Below are 16,883 nucleotides of genomic sequence, written 5' to 3'. Positions count from 1 at the left end.
CGAAAATATGCGGCTCAGCGCTTTTGCAGCTTGGGATTGAGCGCGTCGTTCAGGCCGTCGCCGACCAGGTTCAGCGACAGCACCGCAAGCATGATGGCCACGCCCGGCACGGCGCAGATGTACCAGGACGAGCGGATCAGACTGCGGCCTTCGCCGACCAGCCGGCCCCAGCTGGCGATGTTGGGATCACCCAGGCCCAGGAAGGACACGACCGATTCGTAGAGGATGGCGCCGGCCACCACCAGCGAAGACATCACGATCACGGGCGGCAGGGCGTTGGGCAGAATTTCGGCGGCGACGATGCGCAGCGGGCTCATGCCCAGCGCGCGGCAGGCCTGCACGAACTCGCGTTCCTTGAAGGACAGGAACTCGGCGCGGGTCAGCCGGGCGATGGGCGGCCAGGACACCAACCCGACCGCCAGCGTGATGTGTTCGATGCGCGGCCCCAGGATGGAAACCACCGTCAGCACGAACACCACGTTGGGGATGATCTGGAACAGTTCGGCCACGCGCATCAGGCCTTCGTCGATCCAGCCGCCGGCCCAGGCGGCAGCCGCGCCCACGCTTACGCCGATCAGCGTGGCGGTGGCCGCGGCCACCAGGCCGATCAGCAGGGTGGCGCGCGCGCCATGGGCGATCATGGCGGCGATGTCGCGGCCCATGGAGTCGGTGCCCAACGGATGGCGCCAGGACTCGAACGGCCAGATTTCCGGCGCGCCGACGATGCGCAGCGGGTCGGTGGGGTATAGCCAGCCGGCGCCCGTCGCCAGGAAGGCGACCAGGACCAACAGCGCGGCGCCGGCGACGGCGCCCCGGTTGCGGGCAAAGCGGGCGGCAAAGGAGGCGCGGCGGTAGGAAGGCGCCGCGGGCAGGGGAGGTGCGAGAGTAGGGGATGCAGACATGTCAGGCAGCCTTGATGCGCGGATCCAGCCGCGTGTAGAGCAGGTCGACGGCGATATTGGCGATGATCACCACGAAGGAGCTGAGCACCAGGATGCCCAGGACCACGGGATAGTTGCGGCTCATGACGCTGTCGAACAGCACGGCGCCGATGCCGGGCCAGCTGAATACGGCTTCGACCACGATGCTGCCGCCCAGCACCGCGCCCAATTGCAGGCCGAGCAAGGTGACGATGGGCAGGAAGGCATTGCGCAACACATGGCGCAGCACCACGGCGCTGCGCGTCAGGCCCTTGGCGTAGGCGGTGCGCACGAAATCCATGCGGCTGACTTCCAGCATCGAGGCGCGCATCACGCGGGCATAGGCGGCGGAATAGAACAGCCCCAGCGCCAGCGCCGGTAGCGCCAGGTGGTGCAGCACGTCCAGCGCCTGGCGCCAGGCGCCGCCGGCCAACCCGATGGTGACCATGCCGCCCACCGGAAACCAGCCCAGCTTGACCGAGAACAGCACGATCAACATGATGCCCAGCCAGAAGCTGGGTGCGGCAAAGCACAGCACCGCGAACACCGACACGGCGCTGTCCCACCAGGTGTTGACCTTGACGGCCGACACGATGCCGGCCGCCATGCCCACCAGCACCGCGATGGCGAGGCTCGCGCCCATGAGCAGCAGCGTGGCCGGCAGGTGCGCCAGGATCACGTCCAGCACCGGCAGGTTGTGGCGGTAGGAATAGCCCAGGTCGCCGCGCGCCACGGAACCGACGTACTTCAGCAGCTGGACCGCGGGCGGCTGGTCCATGCCGTAGGTCACGCGCAGGCGCTCGATGAGCGCCGGATCGGTGACCTGCTGCTCGGCCGTCATCACGTCCAGGAAGGTGCCGGGCACGGATTGGATGAGCGCGAAGTTCAGCACCACCACGCCGAGCAGCAGCGGGATCGCCTGGGCCAGCCGGCGCAAGATCAGTCGGATCGACATGCGCGCGCCTCAGCCCTGCAGCCAGACGTCGGCCAGGCTCTCGCCCTGGACGTTGGCGCCGGTGGTGAAGTTGCGTACGTTCCTGCCGGCCAGCGTGAACGACTGGATCTCCACCAGCGGCACGTGGGGCACGTCGGTGGAGGCCAGGCGCGCGAACTGGTGCGCAAGCGTTCGGCGCGCGTCCGGGGCAGTCTCCTGGGTCAGCTTGGCCACCAGCGCGTCCATCTCGGGATTGGAGTAGCCGGTGGCGTTGCGGAAGGCGGCGCCCTTGACGATGCCGTCGGTGGTGTAGAACTGGGTCACCGTAGGCACCAGTTCCAGCGGCGCCGTGAAGTTGGAGACTGCGATGTCGTAGTCGTAGTCGCCATAGATGCGCTTGAGCGCCGTGGCACGATCCACCGAATCCAGCTTGACCTCGATGCCCACGTCTTGCAGCGCCTGCTTCAGGTATTGGCCGAGCTTGGCGTTTTCCTCGAACCAGGCGGCGGCCACCAGGTTCACGGTGAAACGCTTGCCGTCCTTGAGCGGCAGGCCGGCGGCGTCCAGCAGCGCGGCGGCCTTCTTCGGGTCGAACGGATAGCGCGGCACGTCCTCGGTGTAGAACAGCGGGTTGCTGCTGAAGACGGGCGCGATGGCCGGCTTGCCGCGGCCGTAGTAGATGGTGTCGACGATGAACTGGCGGTCGATGGCGTGCAGGATGGCCTGGCGGACCTCGCGGCGGTTGACGATGTCGCGGCGCTGGTTGAATTCGGCGGTCACGGTCCAGGCCGAGTTCTGGTAGCCGCGCGTGTCCGCCACCACTTTGCCGGTCTTGAGCAGGCGGTCGATGTCGCGCGCCGGCACGGGATTGGAGTAGGCCAGGCCCAGTTCGCCGGTCTCCAGCGCGGCGCCGCGGGTGGCAGGGTCGCCCCACCAGCGGATGATGAGGCGGTCCAGGTTGGGCTGGCCGGCATGCCAGTAGCTGTCGTTGCGCAGGTATTCGACATGGCTGCCGCGCACCCACTTGCCGTACTTCCAGGGGCCGGTGCCGACCGGCGTGTTGTTCAGCGGGTTGGTGATGATGTCGCGGCCGTCGTACAGGTGCTTGGGCAGCAGCAGCTGGAACTGGCCGGCCAGTGTGGACTTCAGGAAGAACTCCGGCACCGGCGCGTCGAAGCTCAGCACCACGGTCAGCGGATCGGACGCAGTGGCGCCGGTCAGCGACTTGAGCGCGATGCCGGCCGAGATCGGCTTCCAGTGCTGCAGCACGTTGTAGACGACGTCGGCGGACGTGAAGGGCGCGCCGTCATGCCAGGTGACGCCTTCGCGCAGCTTGATGGTGTAGCTGCGGAAGTCCGCAGCCGGCGTGACGGACAGGGCCAGCGCGGGCTGGAACTTCAGGTCGGCGTCCAGCTTGAGCAGGCGTTCCAGGATCTTGGTCGCGGTCTGGAACGGACTGGACCCGCCGCCGCCCGGCACGAACAGGGCTTGTGGCTCCAGGCCGCCCCAGCTCGCGACCAGGGTGCCGCCCTTGCGGGCGGGACCGGCGTCGGCGCCGGGTTGGGACGTCGCAGCCAGTAGCGCCTGGGGCGCGATGCCGAGGCCGGCGGCCAGGCCGCCCGCGGCGGTACGGGTCAGGAATGCGCGCCGTCCGGGGCGCTGCGCGGTGGTCATAATGGTGTCCTTGAAGATGAGAGTCCGCTCAGCCCTGGCTGAGTGTGGCGTAGCTGGCGCGGCCGATGGCCACCAGCGCGCCCTGGTCGTTGTAGAGATCCACGTCGGCCACGCCCACGCTGCGGCCGTTGCGGCGCACGCGGGCCACGGCGGTCAGCGCGGTATTGACGGCGGGGCGCAGGTAGTCGACGCGGAAGTTGATGGTTGGCAGGCCCCGGCCCAGCAGCATGCCCACGGCGAAATCGCCCACGGTGTCGATCACGGCGGCCAGCGGCCCGCCATGCCATTGGCCGCTGGCGGCGCCACGCTCGAATTCGGGGCGCATGGGGGCCAGCACCGTCAGTTCGCCTTGTTCATGGTCCACGTCGCGCACTGATAGGCCGAGCCAGGCGATGAACGGCGAATCGTCGAACTTGGCCTGGATGGCGGCGGCGTCCAGGGGGGCGGCGGGCGCTTTTGGATTCGCGCTCATGCCGACACCAGCACTTTGCCGACGATCTTGCGATCTTCCAGCGAGGCCAGCGCTTCTGCGCCTTGTTCCAGCGGCCACTTGCGGTCCACATGGACCCGCAACCGGCCATCGCGCACCAGCGCCAGCAGTTCGTGCAGGTCCTCGCGTTCCCAGCCGTTGGAGCCGCGGATCTGCAGCTCGAAGGTCCAGATATAGCGCAGGTCTTCCTTGGGGTCGAAGCCCGCAGTGGCGCCGCAGGTCAGCAGGCGGCCACCCAGGCGCAGGCAACGCAGCGATTTGACCCAGGTGTCGCCGCCCGTGAAGTTCACCACCACGTCCACGCCGCCAGGCTTGCCGCTGCGGCGGCGCGACGGCTTGCCGAAACGCTCCTGGACCGCCTTGAGGAAGTCTTCCTCGGTGTAGAGGATGACGTGGTCGGCGCCCAGGGCGCGCAGCGCCTCGGCCTTCTCGGGACTGCCGGCGCAGGCGATGACTTCGGCGCCGGCCAGCTTGGCCAACTGCACGGCGCACACGCCCACGCCGCCGCTGGCGCCCAGGATCAGGACTTTCTCGCCCGGCTGGACCTGGCCGATGCGGTTCATCATGCGCAGGGCGGTGCCGTAGGCCACCGGCAGCGCGGCGGCCTGGTCGAAACTGACCTCGTCGGGCAGGCGCAGCAGCTGGTGCGCGGGCACGCGGCACAGCTCGGCCAGGCCGCCGTGGATGGTTTCGCCCACCAGGCCGCCGTCGACCCGGTCTATCGGGTCGACCAGCACGCGGTCGCCGGCCTTCCAGTCGCGCACGTTGGCGCCGGTCTGCACCACTACGCCGGCCACGTCCAGGCCGATGATGACGGGAAAGGGCAGTTTGATGCCGGGCATGCCGCGGCGGGTGAACACGTCGTGGTAGTTCAGCGACGAGGCCTGGACGCGGATCACCACGTCATCGGGACCGGCGACGGGATCGGGGAATTCGGTTTCCAGGCGCAGCTTGTCGCTGCCGCCGTGTTCGCGCAAAACAATGGCTTTCATGAGTGTCTTGAAGTGTGGGTAAAGGGAGGATTCACCACGCCGCCAGGCCTGCGATGGCCTGGCGCGTGATCTGCAGGCCGTGGGCCACCACATTGCGGCGCCAGACGCTGGATACGGGCACGAAGGCGTCGACCAGGTCCGCGCGCAACTGTGCGTCGCGCGCGGCGTCGGGCGCGGCGGGGGCTTTGAAACGCAGCCATTGGTCCAGCCTCAGGGCCGGCCGCATTTGCAAGCTGCGGGTGCCGAACTCGACCACCGCGCCGGCCAGCGGCCGCGCGCCCAGGGCCTGTTGCACGCCGCGGAACACCAGGCCCTGGTAGTCGGGGCGGGCCAGACCGTGCGGGCGCTGTCCCAACACGCGCTCGGCGCCCCACCAGGCGGTGGCCTGCGCCTGTTCCGCGCTGCCGTCCGGGTTGAAGCACAGGAAGAAGGGCTCGCCGTATTCGCCTATGCCGGTGTGCCAGTCGATGAAGGCCACGCGCTCGCTTGCGCCCAGGTGCTCGTCAACGATGCGCCGCAGCGTGCGGTTGGACCATTCGGGACCGCTGCCGCCGTAGACCAGCCCATCCGGATGCGTGTATTGGCCGCTGGCCGTCACGTTGAACAGCACATCCGCGCCATGCTGCTGGCGGAAGCGTTCGAGCGCGTCGGCGCCGGCATCGAGCGCGGCCTCTGTCCAATGCCGCGGAATCAGGTGTGGATGCAGGGTGGCATAGTGCGGGTTGGCAGGCGCGGGCTGGGTGTGGTCGATAAAGTTGCGGTTCAGGTCGACGTTGTTCTCGGTCGTGCGCGTGTCATGGGCGTAGCCGTAGGGATTCAGCGCATGCACCAGCACTACGTTGACGTCGTCCGGCAAGGGCAGGCTGCCGTCCGCCTGCAGCCAGGCCAGCTGCACCGCCGAGCCGGCGGCGCCTTCCAGGCCGTGGGTGCCGCTGATGGCCAGATGGCTGCGGGTGGCGTCCAGGCGGCCCAGCACCGCCACGTCTACCGTCAGCGGCCGGCCTTGCGGGTCCTTGGCCGTGGGGTGCTCGTGGCGCGAGAGCGCGGCGCCGCGTGCGGCGGCGGCCGTCACGAAAGCCTCGCGCGCCGCCGCGTAGCCGGTGGAAAAGCAATTCCAGTAGTCGGGCAGGGGCTGGCCCATCATGCCTCCTGCACGAAGACTTGCAGCGCGCCCGCGGCATGCTCGGGCGCTACCGCCAGTTCGCCTTGCGCGTTGGCGCGGTAGGGGACTTGTTTGCTGTCGAGCCACGCGCGCGTCTGCCCGATATCGCGCACGCCGATGACGGAACCGGCGAACCAGCCGCCCTGGCTGCTGGCGGGCAGGCCCGCTGGCACGCGCACATGGGGAAAGCGCTGTTCGAAGGCGGCGGGCGTGAGGAAGTCGATGCGCAGGCTGCCGCGCCGCACTTGCAGCCCTTGGTCCGGAAGCTCGCTGATGGCAATGGGGCCGAGCACGCGTTCATACGCGGGGCGCAGGGCTTGCGGCTCGGGATGCACGGCGATCAGCGATTCGATGCGGCGCGCGCCATTGGCATGGTCCTGCCATTCGGGGCGGTACACCAGATGGCGCGTGAGATGGCCGCAGGTGAAGAAATCCGGCACCGCGAACAGGCCGGCGGGAAACTGGGTGTTGTTCCAGGCCGCGTCCTCGCTGCCTTGCGGCAAGTGCACCGGGCGGCCGCCGCGCTGAGGCGGCTCGGCTTCTATGCCCAGGCGGGCCAGCTCCGCGTGTACGGCGCTGCTGTCGGTGGTTTGCAGCGCGACGGATACCGGACCTTCGTAGGCGTCGTCGAAGCCTGCAAAGCGCGACTGGTCGCGCAGTTCCGGCGGAAAGGCCAGCAGTTCCAGGTAGTTCGCGTCCAGGATCAGCGTTTGGTTGCGCGTGCCGCGATGATGCCGGCCTTGCGGCGCCAGGGCGAATCCCAGCTTCTGATATTGCTCGGTTGCGGCCTGCAGATCGTGCACCCGGATGATGTAGTGGTCCAGTCCGGTGACTGAGGGTATGGACATCGCGTTTCCTGATTTTGCTTGACGGAAGCGGGCAGTCTGGCCGATGCGAAGTCGGGCCAGAACGATTGAATTCGCATGTGGATATCTGTTTTCTGTTCGTGCCCGGGCGCAGGGGGCATCCGCATATTCATATCTGAAAGTCTTCTTTGCTCCAGGGCTTACTCGCACTCAGCATGGAGGTCCGTTCAATGCATATCCATCGACAACGACATGGCAACTCGCAAGACTCCGGGCGCCGCCCGCATCGCAATCTCCCTGGCGCTGGCCTTGGCCGCCGGCGCGGCGCAGGCCGACGCCACGCTGGACAAGGTCAAGGAACGCGGCACCATCACCATCGGCGTGCTGGCCAATGGCGGCGTGTTCGGCTCGCTGGATCCGGCCACGCAGCAGTTGGTGGGCTGGAATCCGGAGTTGGCACGCGAGCTGGCCAAGGATCTGGGCGTAAAGGCGGAACTGGTGCAGGTGCAGACCGCCACGCGCACGCAATTCCTGATTTCCGGCAAGGTCGACCTGCTGATCGCATCCATGGAACTGAACCCCGAGCGCGCCGAGATCCTGGGCTACGCGCCCACGCCGTTTTTCCGGGTGGGCGGCACGGCGGCCACACTCAAGACCAGCGGCATCGCCAAGTGGGAGGACCTGCGCGGCAAGCCGGTGTGCGTGTCGCAGGGCAGCAGCTTCGCGCGGCCCTTGTCGGCCGACTACGGCGCGGTGGTCAAGGGCTACAAGAGCTCGTCGGATTCGCTGCTGGCGCTGCGCGGCGGCCAGTGCGTCGCGGCCGTGCATGACTCGACCCTGATCCAGCCGCTGCTGCGCAGCAACCCGGAATGGAAGGACTACCACGCGCCCATCGCCTCCGAGGTGCTGCCGGCCAACTCGGTGGTCTGGACCCGCAAGGGTGAGGCCGACACCATCGCCGCCGTGGACAAGGTGGTGCAGGACTGGCACCGCAGGGGCTGGCTGATCGCCACGGAAACGCGCCTGGGCATCGCGCCGCCACAACCGCTGCTGCAGGAGCTGCACGCGAAGTACAAGCAGGGCAGCTGAGGCGGACCGGGGCATGTTCGAATCGGCATTGCAAGCCTGGGTCGGCTTTTTCAAGCCGCTGGGGTTGAACTACAGCTTTGTGCTGGACGCGGGCGAGCTGTCCGCATTTGGCCGCGGACTGCTGGTCACGCTGCAACTCTGCGCGTGGACCATACCGGCCAGCCTGCTGTTCGGCGTCCTGATCGCCGCGGGCCTGACCAGCGGTCGCGCCTGGCTGGCCCGGCCGTTGCAGGCTTTTGTGGAAGTCACGCGCAACACGCCCACGCTGGTGCAGCTGTATTGCGCCTTCCTGGTGTTGAACATGCTGATCACGCAAAAGCTGGGCGGCGGCAGTCCAATAGCCCCGTTCGCCTGGGTGGTGATCGTGGTGGCGCTGCACAAGGGGGTATTCCATGCCGAGGCCCTGCGCGCGGGCATCGAAGCGGTGCCCGCTGTGACGATGGAGGCGGCGCGCTCGCTGGCGTTTTCGCACCGCCAGATCCTGACCCAGGTGCAGTTGCCGCTGGCGCTGCGCTTTGCCTTGCCAGCGCTAGTCAACAACCTGGTGGACCTGGTGAAGATGAGCGCCATCGCTTCCGCTATCGCAGTGGGCGACGTGACCTATGAGTCCATCATGATCTGGTCGTATCGCGACAACGTGCTGGAACTGTTGCTGTTGATCCTGCTGTACTTCGGCCTGCTGACCTGGCTGGTGGGCCTGGGCGGGAGATGGCTGGAAGAACGTTTGAGGATGCCTGGCTATGGGCAATGATCTGGCCTTGCGGGCGGGGGCAGCGGGGCGTCGATTGCCGGCGGCGTTGCGCGATCCCTGGCTTGCAATATTCCTGGCGCTGGCGGCACTGAACCTGGCATGGGCGGCCACCGGCACGGCGCCGGCCGCGGTACAGGCGCTGTGGCGCTGGTCGCCCGCCTTGTTGCGCGGGCTGGCGATGAACATCCAGCTCAGCGTGCTGGCCATGATGTTGGGCACATTGGCCGGGCTGGTGGTGGGCGCGGTATCGCTGTCGCCGTCGCCGCTGCTGCGCCGGCTGACTCGCGCCTATGTGCTGCTGTTCCGTAATGCGCCCATCCTGGTGCTGGTGTACTTCACCACCTATGTGTTTCCCTTCGAGCTGAGGCTGGGCGGATGGAGCCTGCCGTTTCCGGACTGGGTCAAGGTGGTCATCGGCCTGGGCTTGCCGGCCAGCGCCAACGTGGCCGAGATCTTCCGCGGCGCGATCCAGTCCATCCCCAGCGCGCAATGGGAGGCCGCGCAATCGCTGGCATTCCGGCGCTCGCAGATCTTCCACATGATCGTGCTGCCGCAATGCCTGCGGCGGATGCTGCCGTCCTGGATGAACCTGTACGCCAGCATCACCATGAGCACGTCGCTGGCCTCGCTGGTGGGCGTGCACGATCTGGTCGACGCAGCCACGGTGGCCAGCAATACCGTGTCGCGCACCGACTTCACCATACTGGTTTATTTCACGCTATTGGCGCTGTTCTTCGCCTATTGCTATCCCATCGCGCGTTGGACGCGGTATCTGGAAAGACGCCATGAGCATTATTGAATTCGAGGCGCGCGCCGCCGCCCAGACCCCTCTGGTCAGCCTGCGGGATGTGCATCTGGCCTTTGGCCAGACCGAGGTGCTCAAGGGCTTGGACGTCGAGGTGCAGCAGGGCCAGGCCGTGTCCATCATCGGTCCCTCCGGATCGGGCAAGTCCACCATCCTGCGCTGCATGACCGGACTGCTAAGGCCGCAGCGCGGCCGCATCCAGGTCGGCGGCGTGCGCGTCGATGCCTTGAAGTCGGAAGCCGAACTGATCGGCCTGCGCAAGCGCGTGGGCTTCGTGTTCCAGCAGTACAACCTGTTCCCGCACCTGAGCGTGCTGCAGAACCTGACGATCTCGCCCATCAAGGTGGGCGGCCTGCCACGGGCGCAGGCCGAGGCGCGTGCCCGCGAGCTGTTGGCCAAGGTGCGGATGGAGCACAAGGCGCACGCCTATCCCGGCGAACTGTCCGGCGGCCAGCAGCAGCGGGTGGCGATTGCGCGCGCGCTGGCCTTGCAGCCGGAACTGATCCTGTTCGATGAAGTGACTTCCGCGCTGGATCCGGAGATGGTCGGTGAAGTCCTGACCGTGATCCGCGAACTGGTGCAGGACGGCCTGACCTGCGTGCTGGTGACCCATGAAATGCGCTTTGCCGAAGAGGTCAGCGACATCGTGTATTTCACCGAAGCCGGCCGCGTCGTCGAGTCCGGTCCGCCGGCGCGCATGTTCGGGGCGCCCGCCAGCGAACGCACCCGTGCCTTCCTGCAACGGGCGGTCGGCGCGGCGCCGCCACGGGAAAGCGTTGCCGATCCCATACAGGCCTACTTGAATTTCGATCCGCTGCGTCTGGCAGTGTGAACCAGGAGCTGCACATGACTTTCGTATCCCCGATCTCCAACCTTGCCGAGGTGCGCGCATGAGCCTGGCAGACGCCCGCGTCCAGACCCGGCTGGTGCATGCCGGATCGCCCGACCTGAAGCAGGGCGCTGGGCCGGTGAACGTGCCGGTGGTGCGCACCAGCACCGTGCGTTTTGCCGACACGGCCGCGCAGGCGGCCTTGGGCCGGCAACGCGCCGCCGGCGAGCGCGTGGCGACCTATGGCCGCCATGGCCTGGACACCCATCAGGCGCTGGAGCAGGCGGTGGCTTCGCTGGAAGGCGGCTATCGCACCTTGCTGGCGCCTTCGGGCTTGTCGGCCATTGTGCTGGTGCTGTTGGCGACGCTGGCGCCGGGGGAACACGCGCTGGTGGCCGACAGCGTCTACTCGCCGGTGCGCAAGGTGGACCGCGCGCTGTTGCAACGCTATGGAATCGAGGTGGAGTACTTTTCCGCCACGCGCGACGAACTGGAGCCGTTGATCCGCCCGAACACGCGCCTGCTGTATCTGGAGTCGCCCAGTTCGCTCTTGTACGAGGTGCAGGACCTGCCGGCGCTGGCGGACGTGGCGCGGCGCCATGGCGTGCTAGTGGCGGCGGACAATACCTGGAGCGGCGGCCTGTACTATCAGCCGCTGGCACTGGGCGCGCATATTTCCATCCAGGCGGCGACCAAGTATCTGGCGGGGCATTCCGACGTGATGATGGGTGTGGTCACCGTGGACAGTCCCGACCTGGCCCGGCAAGTCGCGGCGGCGCACGACGCCCTGGGCTTGTCGGTGGGCGCGGACGACGCCTATCTGACCCTGCGCGGCCTGCGCACGCTGGACGTGCGGCTTGCGCGGCACCATAAGAACGCGCTTGCCGTGGCTGGATATCTGGCGCGGCATGAAGATGTCGCAAGCGTCTATTACCCGGCGCTGGAGCAGGACCCGGGTCACGCCCTGTGGCGGCGGGATTTCAGCGGCGCCAGCGGCCTGGTGTCGTTCGCGTTCCGGCATGCCGATGCCACGGCCGCGGCGCGCTTCATCGATGCCTTGCGCTATTTTTCGATCGGCGCCTCCTGGGGCGGCTACGAAAGCCTGGCACTGGAGGCCGCGCCCGAGCGCCTGGCCGAGCACAGCTATTGGCAGGACGGGCCGCAGACGCAATCGGTGGTGCGCCTGCACATCGGGCTGGAAAGTCCGCTGGACCTGATCGCCGACCTGGAGCGCGCTTTCGCGGCCACGCGCGAAGCTCTGCGGCGCAGTGCTTGAAGCATATGCAAATGAGCGGTTTTCTTTAGGGTTTCCGGCTATGTAGAAGCAACATATACCTCTTTGTCCGTTGGTACCCGCGACCACTAGAATTTGCCCTGTTCCATGATTGGCGGCAGGGCATGTCTACTATTCATTCCATCGGGTCGGTGCAGCTTTCCTTTCTTGCTCAACGACAGGAGGCGGTACGCGAGTTCTATAGTCACATCATCGGTTTGGATGAAGTGGCCGGGGCCGGCGGCCAGCGCTTGTTGTTCGCGTTGGGCGAGGCGACCTTGTCGCTGTCTCCGGTGGACGAGGTCAGCCGCGAGGTCAGGCCCGACTATCTGGCGCTGAAGACCCGCGCCTACGACGACCTCCTGGCGCGGCTGCGCCTGGCGGGTCTCCATCCGGTCTGTTCCTTGCCCGATGCCGAGCCGCGCGTGATGTACGTGAAAGATCCGTCAGGCAATCAGCTGGCTTTCCTGGGCTGAGGCGCGCGATGAATTTTCAGCAATTGCGCTCCGTGCGCGAAGCCGTGCGCCAGGATTTCAACCTGACCGACGTGTCCGAAAGCCTGCATACCTCGCAGCCCGGCGTCAGCCGCCAGATCCGCGAACTCGAGGAAGAGGTGGGCGTGGACATCTTCGTGCGTTCGGGCAAGCGGCTCATCGGCCTGACCCCGCCTGGCGAATTGATCCTGCCGCTGGTCGAGCAGATCCTGCAATGCGCAGACAACATCCGGCACGCGGGGGCCGAATACGCGGACAGCCGGACCGGGGTGCTTTCCATCGCGGCGACCCATTCGCAGGCGCGCTACGCCTTGCCGCCCGTCGTCAAGGAGTTCCGCGAACGCTATCCCGAGGTGGTGCTGCACCTGCACCAGGGCTCGCCCAAGCAGGTTTCGGAAATGCTGCTGGAGGGCGAGGCCGACATCGGCGTGGCGACGGAAGCGGTGGCCGACTATCCGGGGCTGGTCAACCTGCCTTGCTACCGTTGGAGCCACAGCATCATCGTGCCCCGCGGCCATCCGCTGGAGCGCCAGCCAGAGGGCGTCAGCCTGTCGCAGCTTGCGCGCTTCCCCATCATTACCTACGGGCGCGGCTACACGGGCCGCGCGCATATCGACGAGGCCTTCGCGCGGGCCGGCATCACGCCCGACATCGTCATGACCGCGATGGACGCGGACGTGATCAAGACCTATGTGGAATTGGGGCTGGGCCTGGGCATCGTGGCCTCGGTGGCATGGGATGCCGAACGCGACACGCGCCTGTGCGCCATCGACGCCCGCCACCTGTTCGAGATCAACCTGACGCGGTTGGCGATACGGCGCGGCGCATGGCTGCGCGGCTACGCCTTCCATTTCGTCGAGATGTTCGTGCCGACCTTGACGCGCGAGATCGTTGAACGCGAGCTGAAGGGCGCAGGCTGAGGCAATAGGCGGACGCGCCACCGTCTTGCGCATAACCATAGTTGCATCGCTTCGTTTCCCTTGCGACGCCGCGCAAGTAGGCTGACCTTTTCTTCCCCACGGAATCCAGGGTCATCCCATGAGCACATCTGTACCGTCGTCAGCGGCCGCGAACATCCACAACCAACGCGCACAGGCTGTGCGCGAATTCATCGCCCAGGCGCGGCGGCTGGCGCCCGACGCCGCCAGCGCCACGCGCGAACAATTGGCCGAAGTGGCAACGCTGCTGGAAGCGTTGGGACGGCGCCGGGAACTGTTTCCGGAGGAGGCGTTTGCCGTGGTCCCGGGCAGGCCGACCGCCATCTACCGGCTGGCCGAGGACCTGGACGGCGGACATGCCTTGTACTTGTCTCTGGGAGCGCCGGGCAAGGCCCAGCCGCCGCATGACCACACGACCTGGGCCATCATCGCCGGCGTGCAAGGCAACGAGCGCAACGAGGTCTATGCGCGCGAACGCGGCGCCGATCCCCTGCGCGACGTGCTGAGCCACGTCAAGCGCGTGGACGTGGCGCCTGGCAGCTCCATCGTGCTGGGTCCGCAGGACGTGCACACGATCGAACTGGTGGGTGACGAACCCGGCGCGCATCTGCATTTCTATGGGCTGGCGCTGGACCGCCTGCATGGCCGCGTGGTGTTCGAGAGCACCGCGGGCGGCACGTACCGCACCTTCTCGCCACCCGCGGCGATCTACCATGCGCGCATCTCCCCTCAATCCCTGCAGGACGAATTGCGCGGCGCGGGCGAGATCGCCTTGCTGGACGTGCGCGAAGCCGGCCGCCATGCGCGCCGCCATCTGCTGCACGCGGTGCCCGCGCCCTTATGGCGCCTGGAGCTGCTGATCGACAGGCTGGCGCCGCGCCGCGATGCACGCATCGTGCTGGTGGATGATGACGAGACGCTGGCGCACCAGGCGGCGGCCAAGCTGGCGCGCCTGGGTTGGACCGACATTTCGGTGCTGGCCGGCGGGACGGACGCATGGGAGCGGGAAGGGCGCGAATTGTTCTCCGGCACCAATGTACCCAGCAAGGCCTTCGGCGAAGTCATCGAACACGAGAAGCGCACTCCCTGGATAGACGTGGACGAACTCGATGAGCGCGTGGCGCGCGGCGACAACATCGTGGTGGTGGACAGTCGCACGCCGGAGGAATTCCACAACTTCACGCTGCCCTTCGCGCACAGCCTGCCCGGGGCGGAACTGGTCTATCGCATCCGCGAGCTGGCGCCGGACCCTGGGACCTTTGTGGTGGTGAACTGTGCGGGACGCACGCGCAGCATCGTCGGCGCGCAGACGCTGATCGACGCCGGCATACCCAACCGCGTGGCGTCGCTGCGCAACGGCACCATGGAATGGCTGCTGTCGGGTCGCGAACTGGCCCATGGCAGGCACGCCGCGCTGCCGGAGCCGGGAACCGAGGCGCTGGCGGCGGCCCGCCAGCAGGCGGCCGATGTTGCGCGCCGCGCGGGCATTGCGCATATCGATACCGCCACCTTGCAGGCATTCGAGGCCGAGCAGGGCACGCGCACCCTCTACAGGTTCGATGTGCGCACCCGCGAGGAGTACGAGACCGGCCATCTCGAAGGCTGGCGCTGGGCGCCCGGTGGCCAGCTGGTGCAGGCCACGGACGAGTACCTGGCGACGCGCCGCGCCCGCGTGGTGCTGGCGGATTGGGACGGCGTGCGCGCCTTGACCACCGGCGCCTGGCTGGCGCAGCTGGGCGCGGTGGAGGTCTATCTGTACCGACCTCCAGCGTCGGCCGCATTGCAGAGCGGGTCCGAGCCGCGGCGGGTGCTGCGGCATCGGCCAGACGCGGGCGGGTGGCGGCCGCAAGCCTTGCGCGCCGCACTGGATAGCGGTCAAGCCGTGCTGTTCGACATCGATACCCGGGTCGCGTACGAGCGCGGCCACGTGCCGGGTTCGCGGTTCGCGGCGCCGGACCGCGTTGCCGAGTTCCTGCCCGAGGATAGTGGACGGACCGTCGTGCTGACCTCCGCCGACGGCGTGCTGGCCAGCGTTGTGGCGGCCGAGCTGGCGTGGCGCAGCCAGCGGCAAGTGCGCTACCTGCTGGGCGGCACGCGCGCCTGGACGGCGCAAGGCCTGGAACTGGCGCGTGGGGGGCAAGAGGTGCTGACCGGGGACGACGACCACAGCGTCAGCCCCTATCTGTTCGAGGATCTGGCTGCGCGGGATCAGGGCTTCTGGGACTACCTGGACTGGGAGCTTGGCCTGGTGGCGCAGCTGGAGCGCGAAGGCAGCCAGGATTTCCGGCTGATCGGCCGGGAATGACCTGATAGGCCGGCGGGCGCCGGCCTCAGGGCGTGGCGCCTTCGATCGCGGCCATCAGGTCATCCGGATGCACCATCAGTTCACGCGCCTGGCATAGCGTCGGGTACTGCTGCAGCACGCTGGTCCATTGCGCCGATTCGAGCAGCAGGCGCCAGACCGGCTCAAGGGTTTCCGGGGCCGCGTCCAGTCCCTGCGCCAGGCAGCCGGCGTAGTCCAGGCTGGGTTGGGCGGACAGCAGCTGCATGCGGCTGGCGGCGCTGAGCAGGCGCGGAATGGCATCCGCCGGGCCGTCGCAGAAATAGAGCACGCGGGTGTCGAGCCCTGGGCCGTCGGCGGGCAGCGCGCGCAGCGATGCGCCGCGCAGGGGGATGCGGCCCTGGCGCGTGCTGAAGGCATAGTCGGTGTGAGGGTCCGCGTGCGCCAGCAGGCGCAGGCCGCGCAACAGGCGCGGGAAGTCGGTGGCGGCGGCGTCGGCCGAGGCCTTGGCTTCGAGCAGCAGGCACAGATCCCAAGCCGGCGGCGCATTGGCGTCTTCCGTCTTGCGGAGCAGGGCGGCGTCCCATTCGCTCTTGGCGCGTTCGGCGTTGGCGGGCAGCGACGGCGGCACGCGCATGGAGGACACGGCCTGGTAGCTGTCTGGGCCATCGGCGTCGTTGAGGCGGCGGGCCAGGGCTTCCAGCGCCTGCAAGGCCTGAGCTTCGACGGCGTCGCCGCGCAGACGCGACGCGTTGCCTTCAGCAAGGGCAGTGGCGCTGCCCGGACGCGGGCCCTGTCGTTCCCACAGCGTGCGGTAGCGGCGCACGTCGGCATCGGCGGTCAGGATGTCCAGTCGTTGCAGATGCGCCAGCGCCGGACTTGCGAGCAGGCGGTCAAGGACGGTTGAGGCTGCGGCGGGCTGCGAGTTGGCAGGCAGGCTCAGAAGACGACGCGCGGCTTCCGGCAATGTCGTCCATGATTCGGATGCTGCCGCCGCCTGCAGGGCCGCCATGGCCTCGCGCGCCGCGCCGGCCGGCATGCGTTCGATCCTGGCAGGATGGGCGATGGCGTTGGCGGCGGCGATGACCTCGCGGCGGTCCTGGGCGGCGCGGGCGGCCAGGGAGGCGTACTCGCGCACGGGAGCCAGGCGGTGCCGCAACAGCATGGCCTGGAACACGGGATCGCCGTCGGACTCGCGCATGGCGTCGCGGATCAGGCGCGCCAGGGCATCGAGAAAGGCCTGTTTGATGGTGGGCGGCGGGGCGCCGGTTTCAAGCGACAGGCGGGCCTGTTCGATGGCGACGGCCAGCGCGGTGGCGGGCGGGGCGCCCTCGGCGCGTATTCGGGAAATCGGCGGCACGCGATAGCGCCGGGCAGTGCGGCGCAGCGTGGCGTCGAGCAGGGATAGGGAAGGCGGCTGGGGCATGGCGCCCCAAGCCTACCGC

Annotated in this window: 16 protein-coding genes; 8 read left to right on the top strand and 8 right to left on the bottom strand. The window is 68.0% G+C overall.

Annotated features, from left to right (window positions below; genetic code table 11):
• Positions 1–14 precede the first annotated feature (14 nt).
• From AC6LKD_RS09550 to AC6LKD_RS09520, 7 genes are read right to left on the bottom strand one after another with little or no spacing between them, the layout of a single operon-like run.
• Entirely contained in the window at positions 15–902 is an 888-nt protein-coding gene (locus tag AC6LKD_RS09550; protein ID WP_498116011.1) for an ABC transporter permease, read from the bottom strand.
• Between the two features lies 1 nt (position 903).
• On the bottom strand, positions 904–1,875 hold the full coding sequence (locus tag AC6LKD_RS09545) for an ABC transporter permease (protein WP_498116010.1): 972 nt from the start codon (positions 1,873–1,875) through the stop codon (positions 904–906).
• Between the two features lie 9 nt (positions 1,876–1,884).
• Positions 1,885–3,528 carry an ABC transporter substrate-binding protein gene (locus tag AC6LKD_RS09540; RefSeq protein ID WP_492275012.1) on the bottom strand — a complete coding sequence of 548 codons (1,644 nt, stop codon included), beginning with the start codon at positions 3,526–3,528 and terminating at the stop codon, positions 1,885–1,887.
• Between the two features lie 28 nt (positions 3,529–3,556).
• Positions 3,557–4,000: a PaaI family thioesterase gene (locus tag AC6LKD_RS09535; RefSeq protein WP_498116009.1), complete on the bottom strand. Its 444-nt coding sequence runs from the start codon at positions 3,998–4,000 to the stop codon at positions 3,557–3,559.
• Positions 3,997–5,010: a quinone oxidoreductase family protein gene (locus AC6LKD_RS09530; protein WP_498116008.1), complete on the bottom strand. Its 1,014-nt coding sequence runs from the start codon at positions 5,008–5,010 to the stop codon at positions 3,997–3,999. Before AC6LKD_RS09530 ends, AC6LKD_RS09535 begins: the two co-directional genes overlap by 4 nt.
• Positions 5,011–5,041: 31 nt before the next feature.
• Positions 5,042–6,151, bottom strand: a complete 1,110-nt coding sequence (locus AC6LKD_RS09525; RefSeq protein ID WP_498116066.1) for a M14 family metallopeptidase — start codon at positions 6,149–6,151, stop codon at positions 5,042–5,044.
• A complete protein-coding gene (locus AC6LKD_RS09520) occupies positions 6,151–7,020 on the bottom strand; it encodes a VOC family protein (protein ID WP_498116007.1) in 870 nt (289 codons plus the stop codon). The genes AC6LKD_RS09525 and AC6LKD_RS09520 overlap by 1 nt, the downstream gene beginning before the upstream one ends.
• Positions 7,021–7,230: 210 nt before the next feature.
• On the opposite strand from AC6LKD_RS09520, the gene AC6LKD_RS09515 reads away from it, so the two are divergent.
• The 8 genes from AC6LKD_RS09515 (at position 7,231) to AC6LKD_RS09480 (ending at position 15,462) form a co-directional block, all read left to right on the top strand.
• Positions 7,231–8,067 carry a transporter substrate-binding domain-containing protein gene (locus AC6LKD_RS09515; RefSeq protein ID WP_498116006.1) on the top strand — a complete coding sequence of 279 codons (837 nt, stop codon included), beginning with the start codon at positions 7,231–7,233 and terminating at the stop codon, positions 8,065–8,067.
• Between the two features lie 13 nt (positions 8,068–8,080).
• Positions 8,081–8,818, top strand: a complete 738-nt coding sequence (locus AC6LKD_RS09510) for an amino acid ABC transporter permease (protein WP_498116005.1) — start codon at positions 8,081–8,083, stop codon at positions 8,816–8,818.
• Positions 8,808–9,617 (top strand): amino acid ABC transporter permease, encoded by an 810-nt coding sequence (locus AC6LKD_RS09505; RefSeq protein ID WP_498116004.1) that lies wholly within the window; start codon positions 8,808–8,810, stop codon positions 9,615–9,617. Before AC6LKD_RS09510 ends, AC6LKD_RS09505 begins: the two co-directional genes overlap by 11 nt.
• On the top strand, positions 9,604–10,455 hold the full coding sequence (locus AC6LKD_RS09500) for an amino acid ABC transporter ATP-binding protein (RefSeq protein WP_498116003.1): 852 nt from the start codon (positions 9,604–9,606) through the stop codon (positions 10,453–10,455). The genes AC6LKD_RS09505 and AC6LKD_RS09500 overlap by 14 nt, the downstream gene beginning before the upstream one ends.
• A 58-nt stretch (positions 10,456–10,513) precedes the next feature.
• The gene (gene metC / locus AC6LKD_RS09495; RefSeq protein ID WP_498116002.1) at positions 10,514–11,728 is read left to right on the top strand and encodes a cystathionine beta-lyase; all 1,215 of its coding nucleotides are present in this window, start codon (positions 10,514–10,516) and stop codon (positions 11,726–11,728) included.
• A 122-nt stretch (positions 11,729–11,850) separates the two neighbouring features.
• A complete protein-coding gene (locus tag AC6LKD_RS09490) occupies positions 11,851–12,201 on the top strand; it encodes a VOC family protein (protein WP_498116001.1) in 351 nt (116 codons plus the stop codon).
• An 8-nt stretch (positions 12,202–12,209) separates the two neighbouring features.
• Entirely contained in the window at positions 12,210–13,139 is a 930-nt protein-coding gene (locus AC6LKD_RS09485) for a CysB family HTH-type transcriptional regulator (protein ID WP_492275022.1), read from the top strand.
• Between the two features lie 118 nt (positions 13,140–13,257).
• Positions 13,258–15,462, top strand: coding sequence for a rhodanese-like domain-containing protein (locus AC6LKD_RS09480; protein ID WP_498116000.1), 2,205 nt, complete (start codon positions 13,258–13,260; stop codon positions 15,460–15,462).
• Between the two features lie 25 nt (positions 15,463–15,487).
• Here AC6LKD_RS09480 and AC6LKD_RS09475 read toward each other — a convergent pair whose 3' ends face one another.
• Positions 15,488–16,864 (bottom strand): 3-deoxy-D-arabino-heptulosonate 7-phosphate synthase, encoded by a 1,377-nt coding sequence (locus AC6LKD_RS09475; protein ID WP_498115999.1) that lies wholly within the window; start codon positions 16,862–16,864, stop codon positions 15,488–15,490.
• Between the last annotated feature and the right edge of the window lie 19 nt (positions 16,865–16,883).

Source organism: Achromobacter sp. D7-1 (assembly GCF_059760445.1).
The sequence above is the reverse complement of the archived record's forward strand: the minus strand, read 5'-3'. Positions and strand labels throughout refer to the sequence as shown.

What these genes read in the sequence shown, in the direction of transcription:
- AC6LKD_RS09535 (WP_498116009.1), bottom strand. Translation starts at nt 4,000, where the DNA reads ATGAGCGCGAATCCAAAAGCGCCCGCCGCCCCCCTGGACGCCGCCGCC.
- AC6LKD_RS09525 (WP_498116066.1), bottom strand. Translation starts at nt 6,151, where the DNA reads ATGGGCCAGCCCCTGCCCGACTACTGGAATTGCTTTTCCACCGGCTAC.
- AC6LKD_RS09530 (WP_498116008.1), bottom strand. Translation starts at nt 5,010, where the DNA reads ATGAAAGCCATTGTTTTGCGCGAACACGGCGGCAGCGACAAGCTGCGC.
- AC6LKD_RS09480 (WP_498116000.1), top strand. Translation starts at nt 13,258, where the DNA reads ATGAGCACATCTGTACCGTCGTCAGCGGCCGCGAACATCCACAACCAA.
- AC6LKD_RS09505 (WP_498116004.1), top strand. Translation starts at nt 8,808, where the DNA reads ATGGGCAATGATCTGGCCTTGCGGGCGGGGGCAGCGGGGCGTCGATTG.
- metC (WP_498116002.1), top strand. Translation starts at nt 10,514, where the DNA reads ATGAGCCTGGCAGACGCCCGCGTCCAGACCCGGCTGGTGCATGCCGGA.
- AC6LKD_RS09475 (WP_498115999.1), bottom strand. Translation starts at nt 16,864, where the DNA reads ATGCCCCAGCCGCCTTCCCTATCCCTGCTCGACGCCACGCTGCGCCGC.
- AC6LKD_RS09485 (WP_492275022.1), top strand. Translation starts at nt 12,210, where the DNA reads ATGAATTTTCAGCAATTGCGCTCCGTGCGCGAAGCCGTGCGCCAGGAT.
- AC6LKD_RS09545 (WP_498116010.1), bottom strand. Translation starts at nt 1,875, where the DNA reads ATGTCGATCCGACTGATCTTGCGCCGGCTGGCCCAGGCGATCCCGCTG.
- AC6LKD_RS09520 (WP_498116007.1), bottom strand. Translation starts at nt 7,020, where the DNA reads ATGTCCATACCCTCAGTCACCGGACTGGACCACTACATCATCCGGGTG.
- AC6LKD_RS09510 (WP_498116005.1), top strand. Translation starts at nt 8,081, where the DNA reads ATGTTCGAATCGGCATTGCAAGCCTGGGTCGGCTTTTTCAAGCCGCTG.
- AC6LKD_RS09500 (WP_498116003.1), top strand. Translation starts at nt 9,604, where the DNA reads ATGAGCATTATTGAATTCGAGGCGCGCGCCGCCGCCCAGACCCCTCTG.
- AC6LKD_RS09540 (WP_492275012.1), bottom strand. Translation starts at nt 3,528, where the DNA reads ATGACCACCGCGCAGCGCCCCGGACGGCGCGCATTCCTGACCCGTACC.
- AC6LKD_RS09550 (WP_498116011.1), bottom strand. Translation starts at nt 902, where the DNA reads ATGTCTGCATCCCCTACTCTCGCACCTCCCCTGCCCGCGGCGCCTTCC.
- AC6LKD_RS09515 (WP_498116006.1), top strand. Translation starts at nt 7,231, where the DNA reads ATGGCAACTCGCAAGACTCCGGGCGCCGCCCGCATCGCAATCTCCCTG.
- AC6LKD_RS09490 (WP_498116001.1), top strand. Translation starts at nt 11,851, where the DNA reads ATGTCTACTATTCATTCCATCGGGTCGGTGCAGCTTTCCTTTCTTGCT.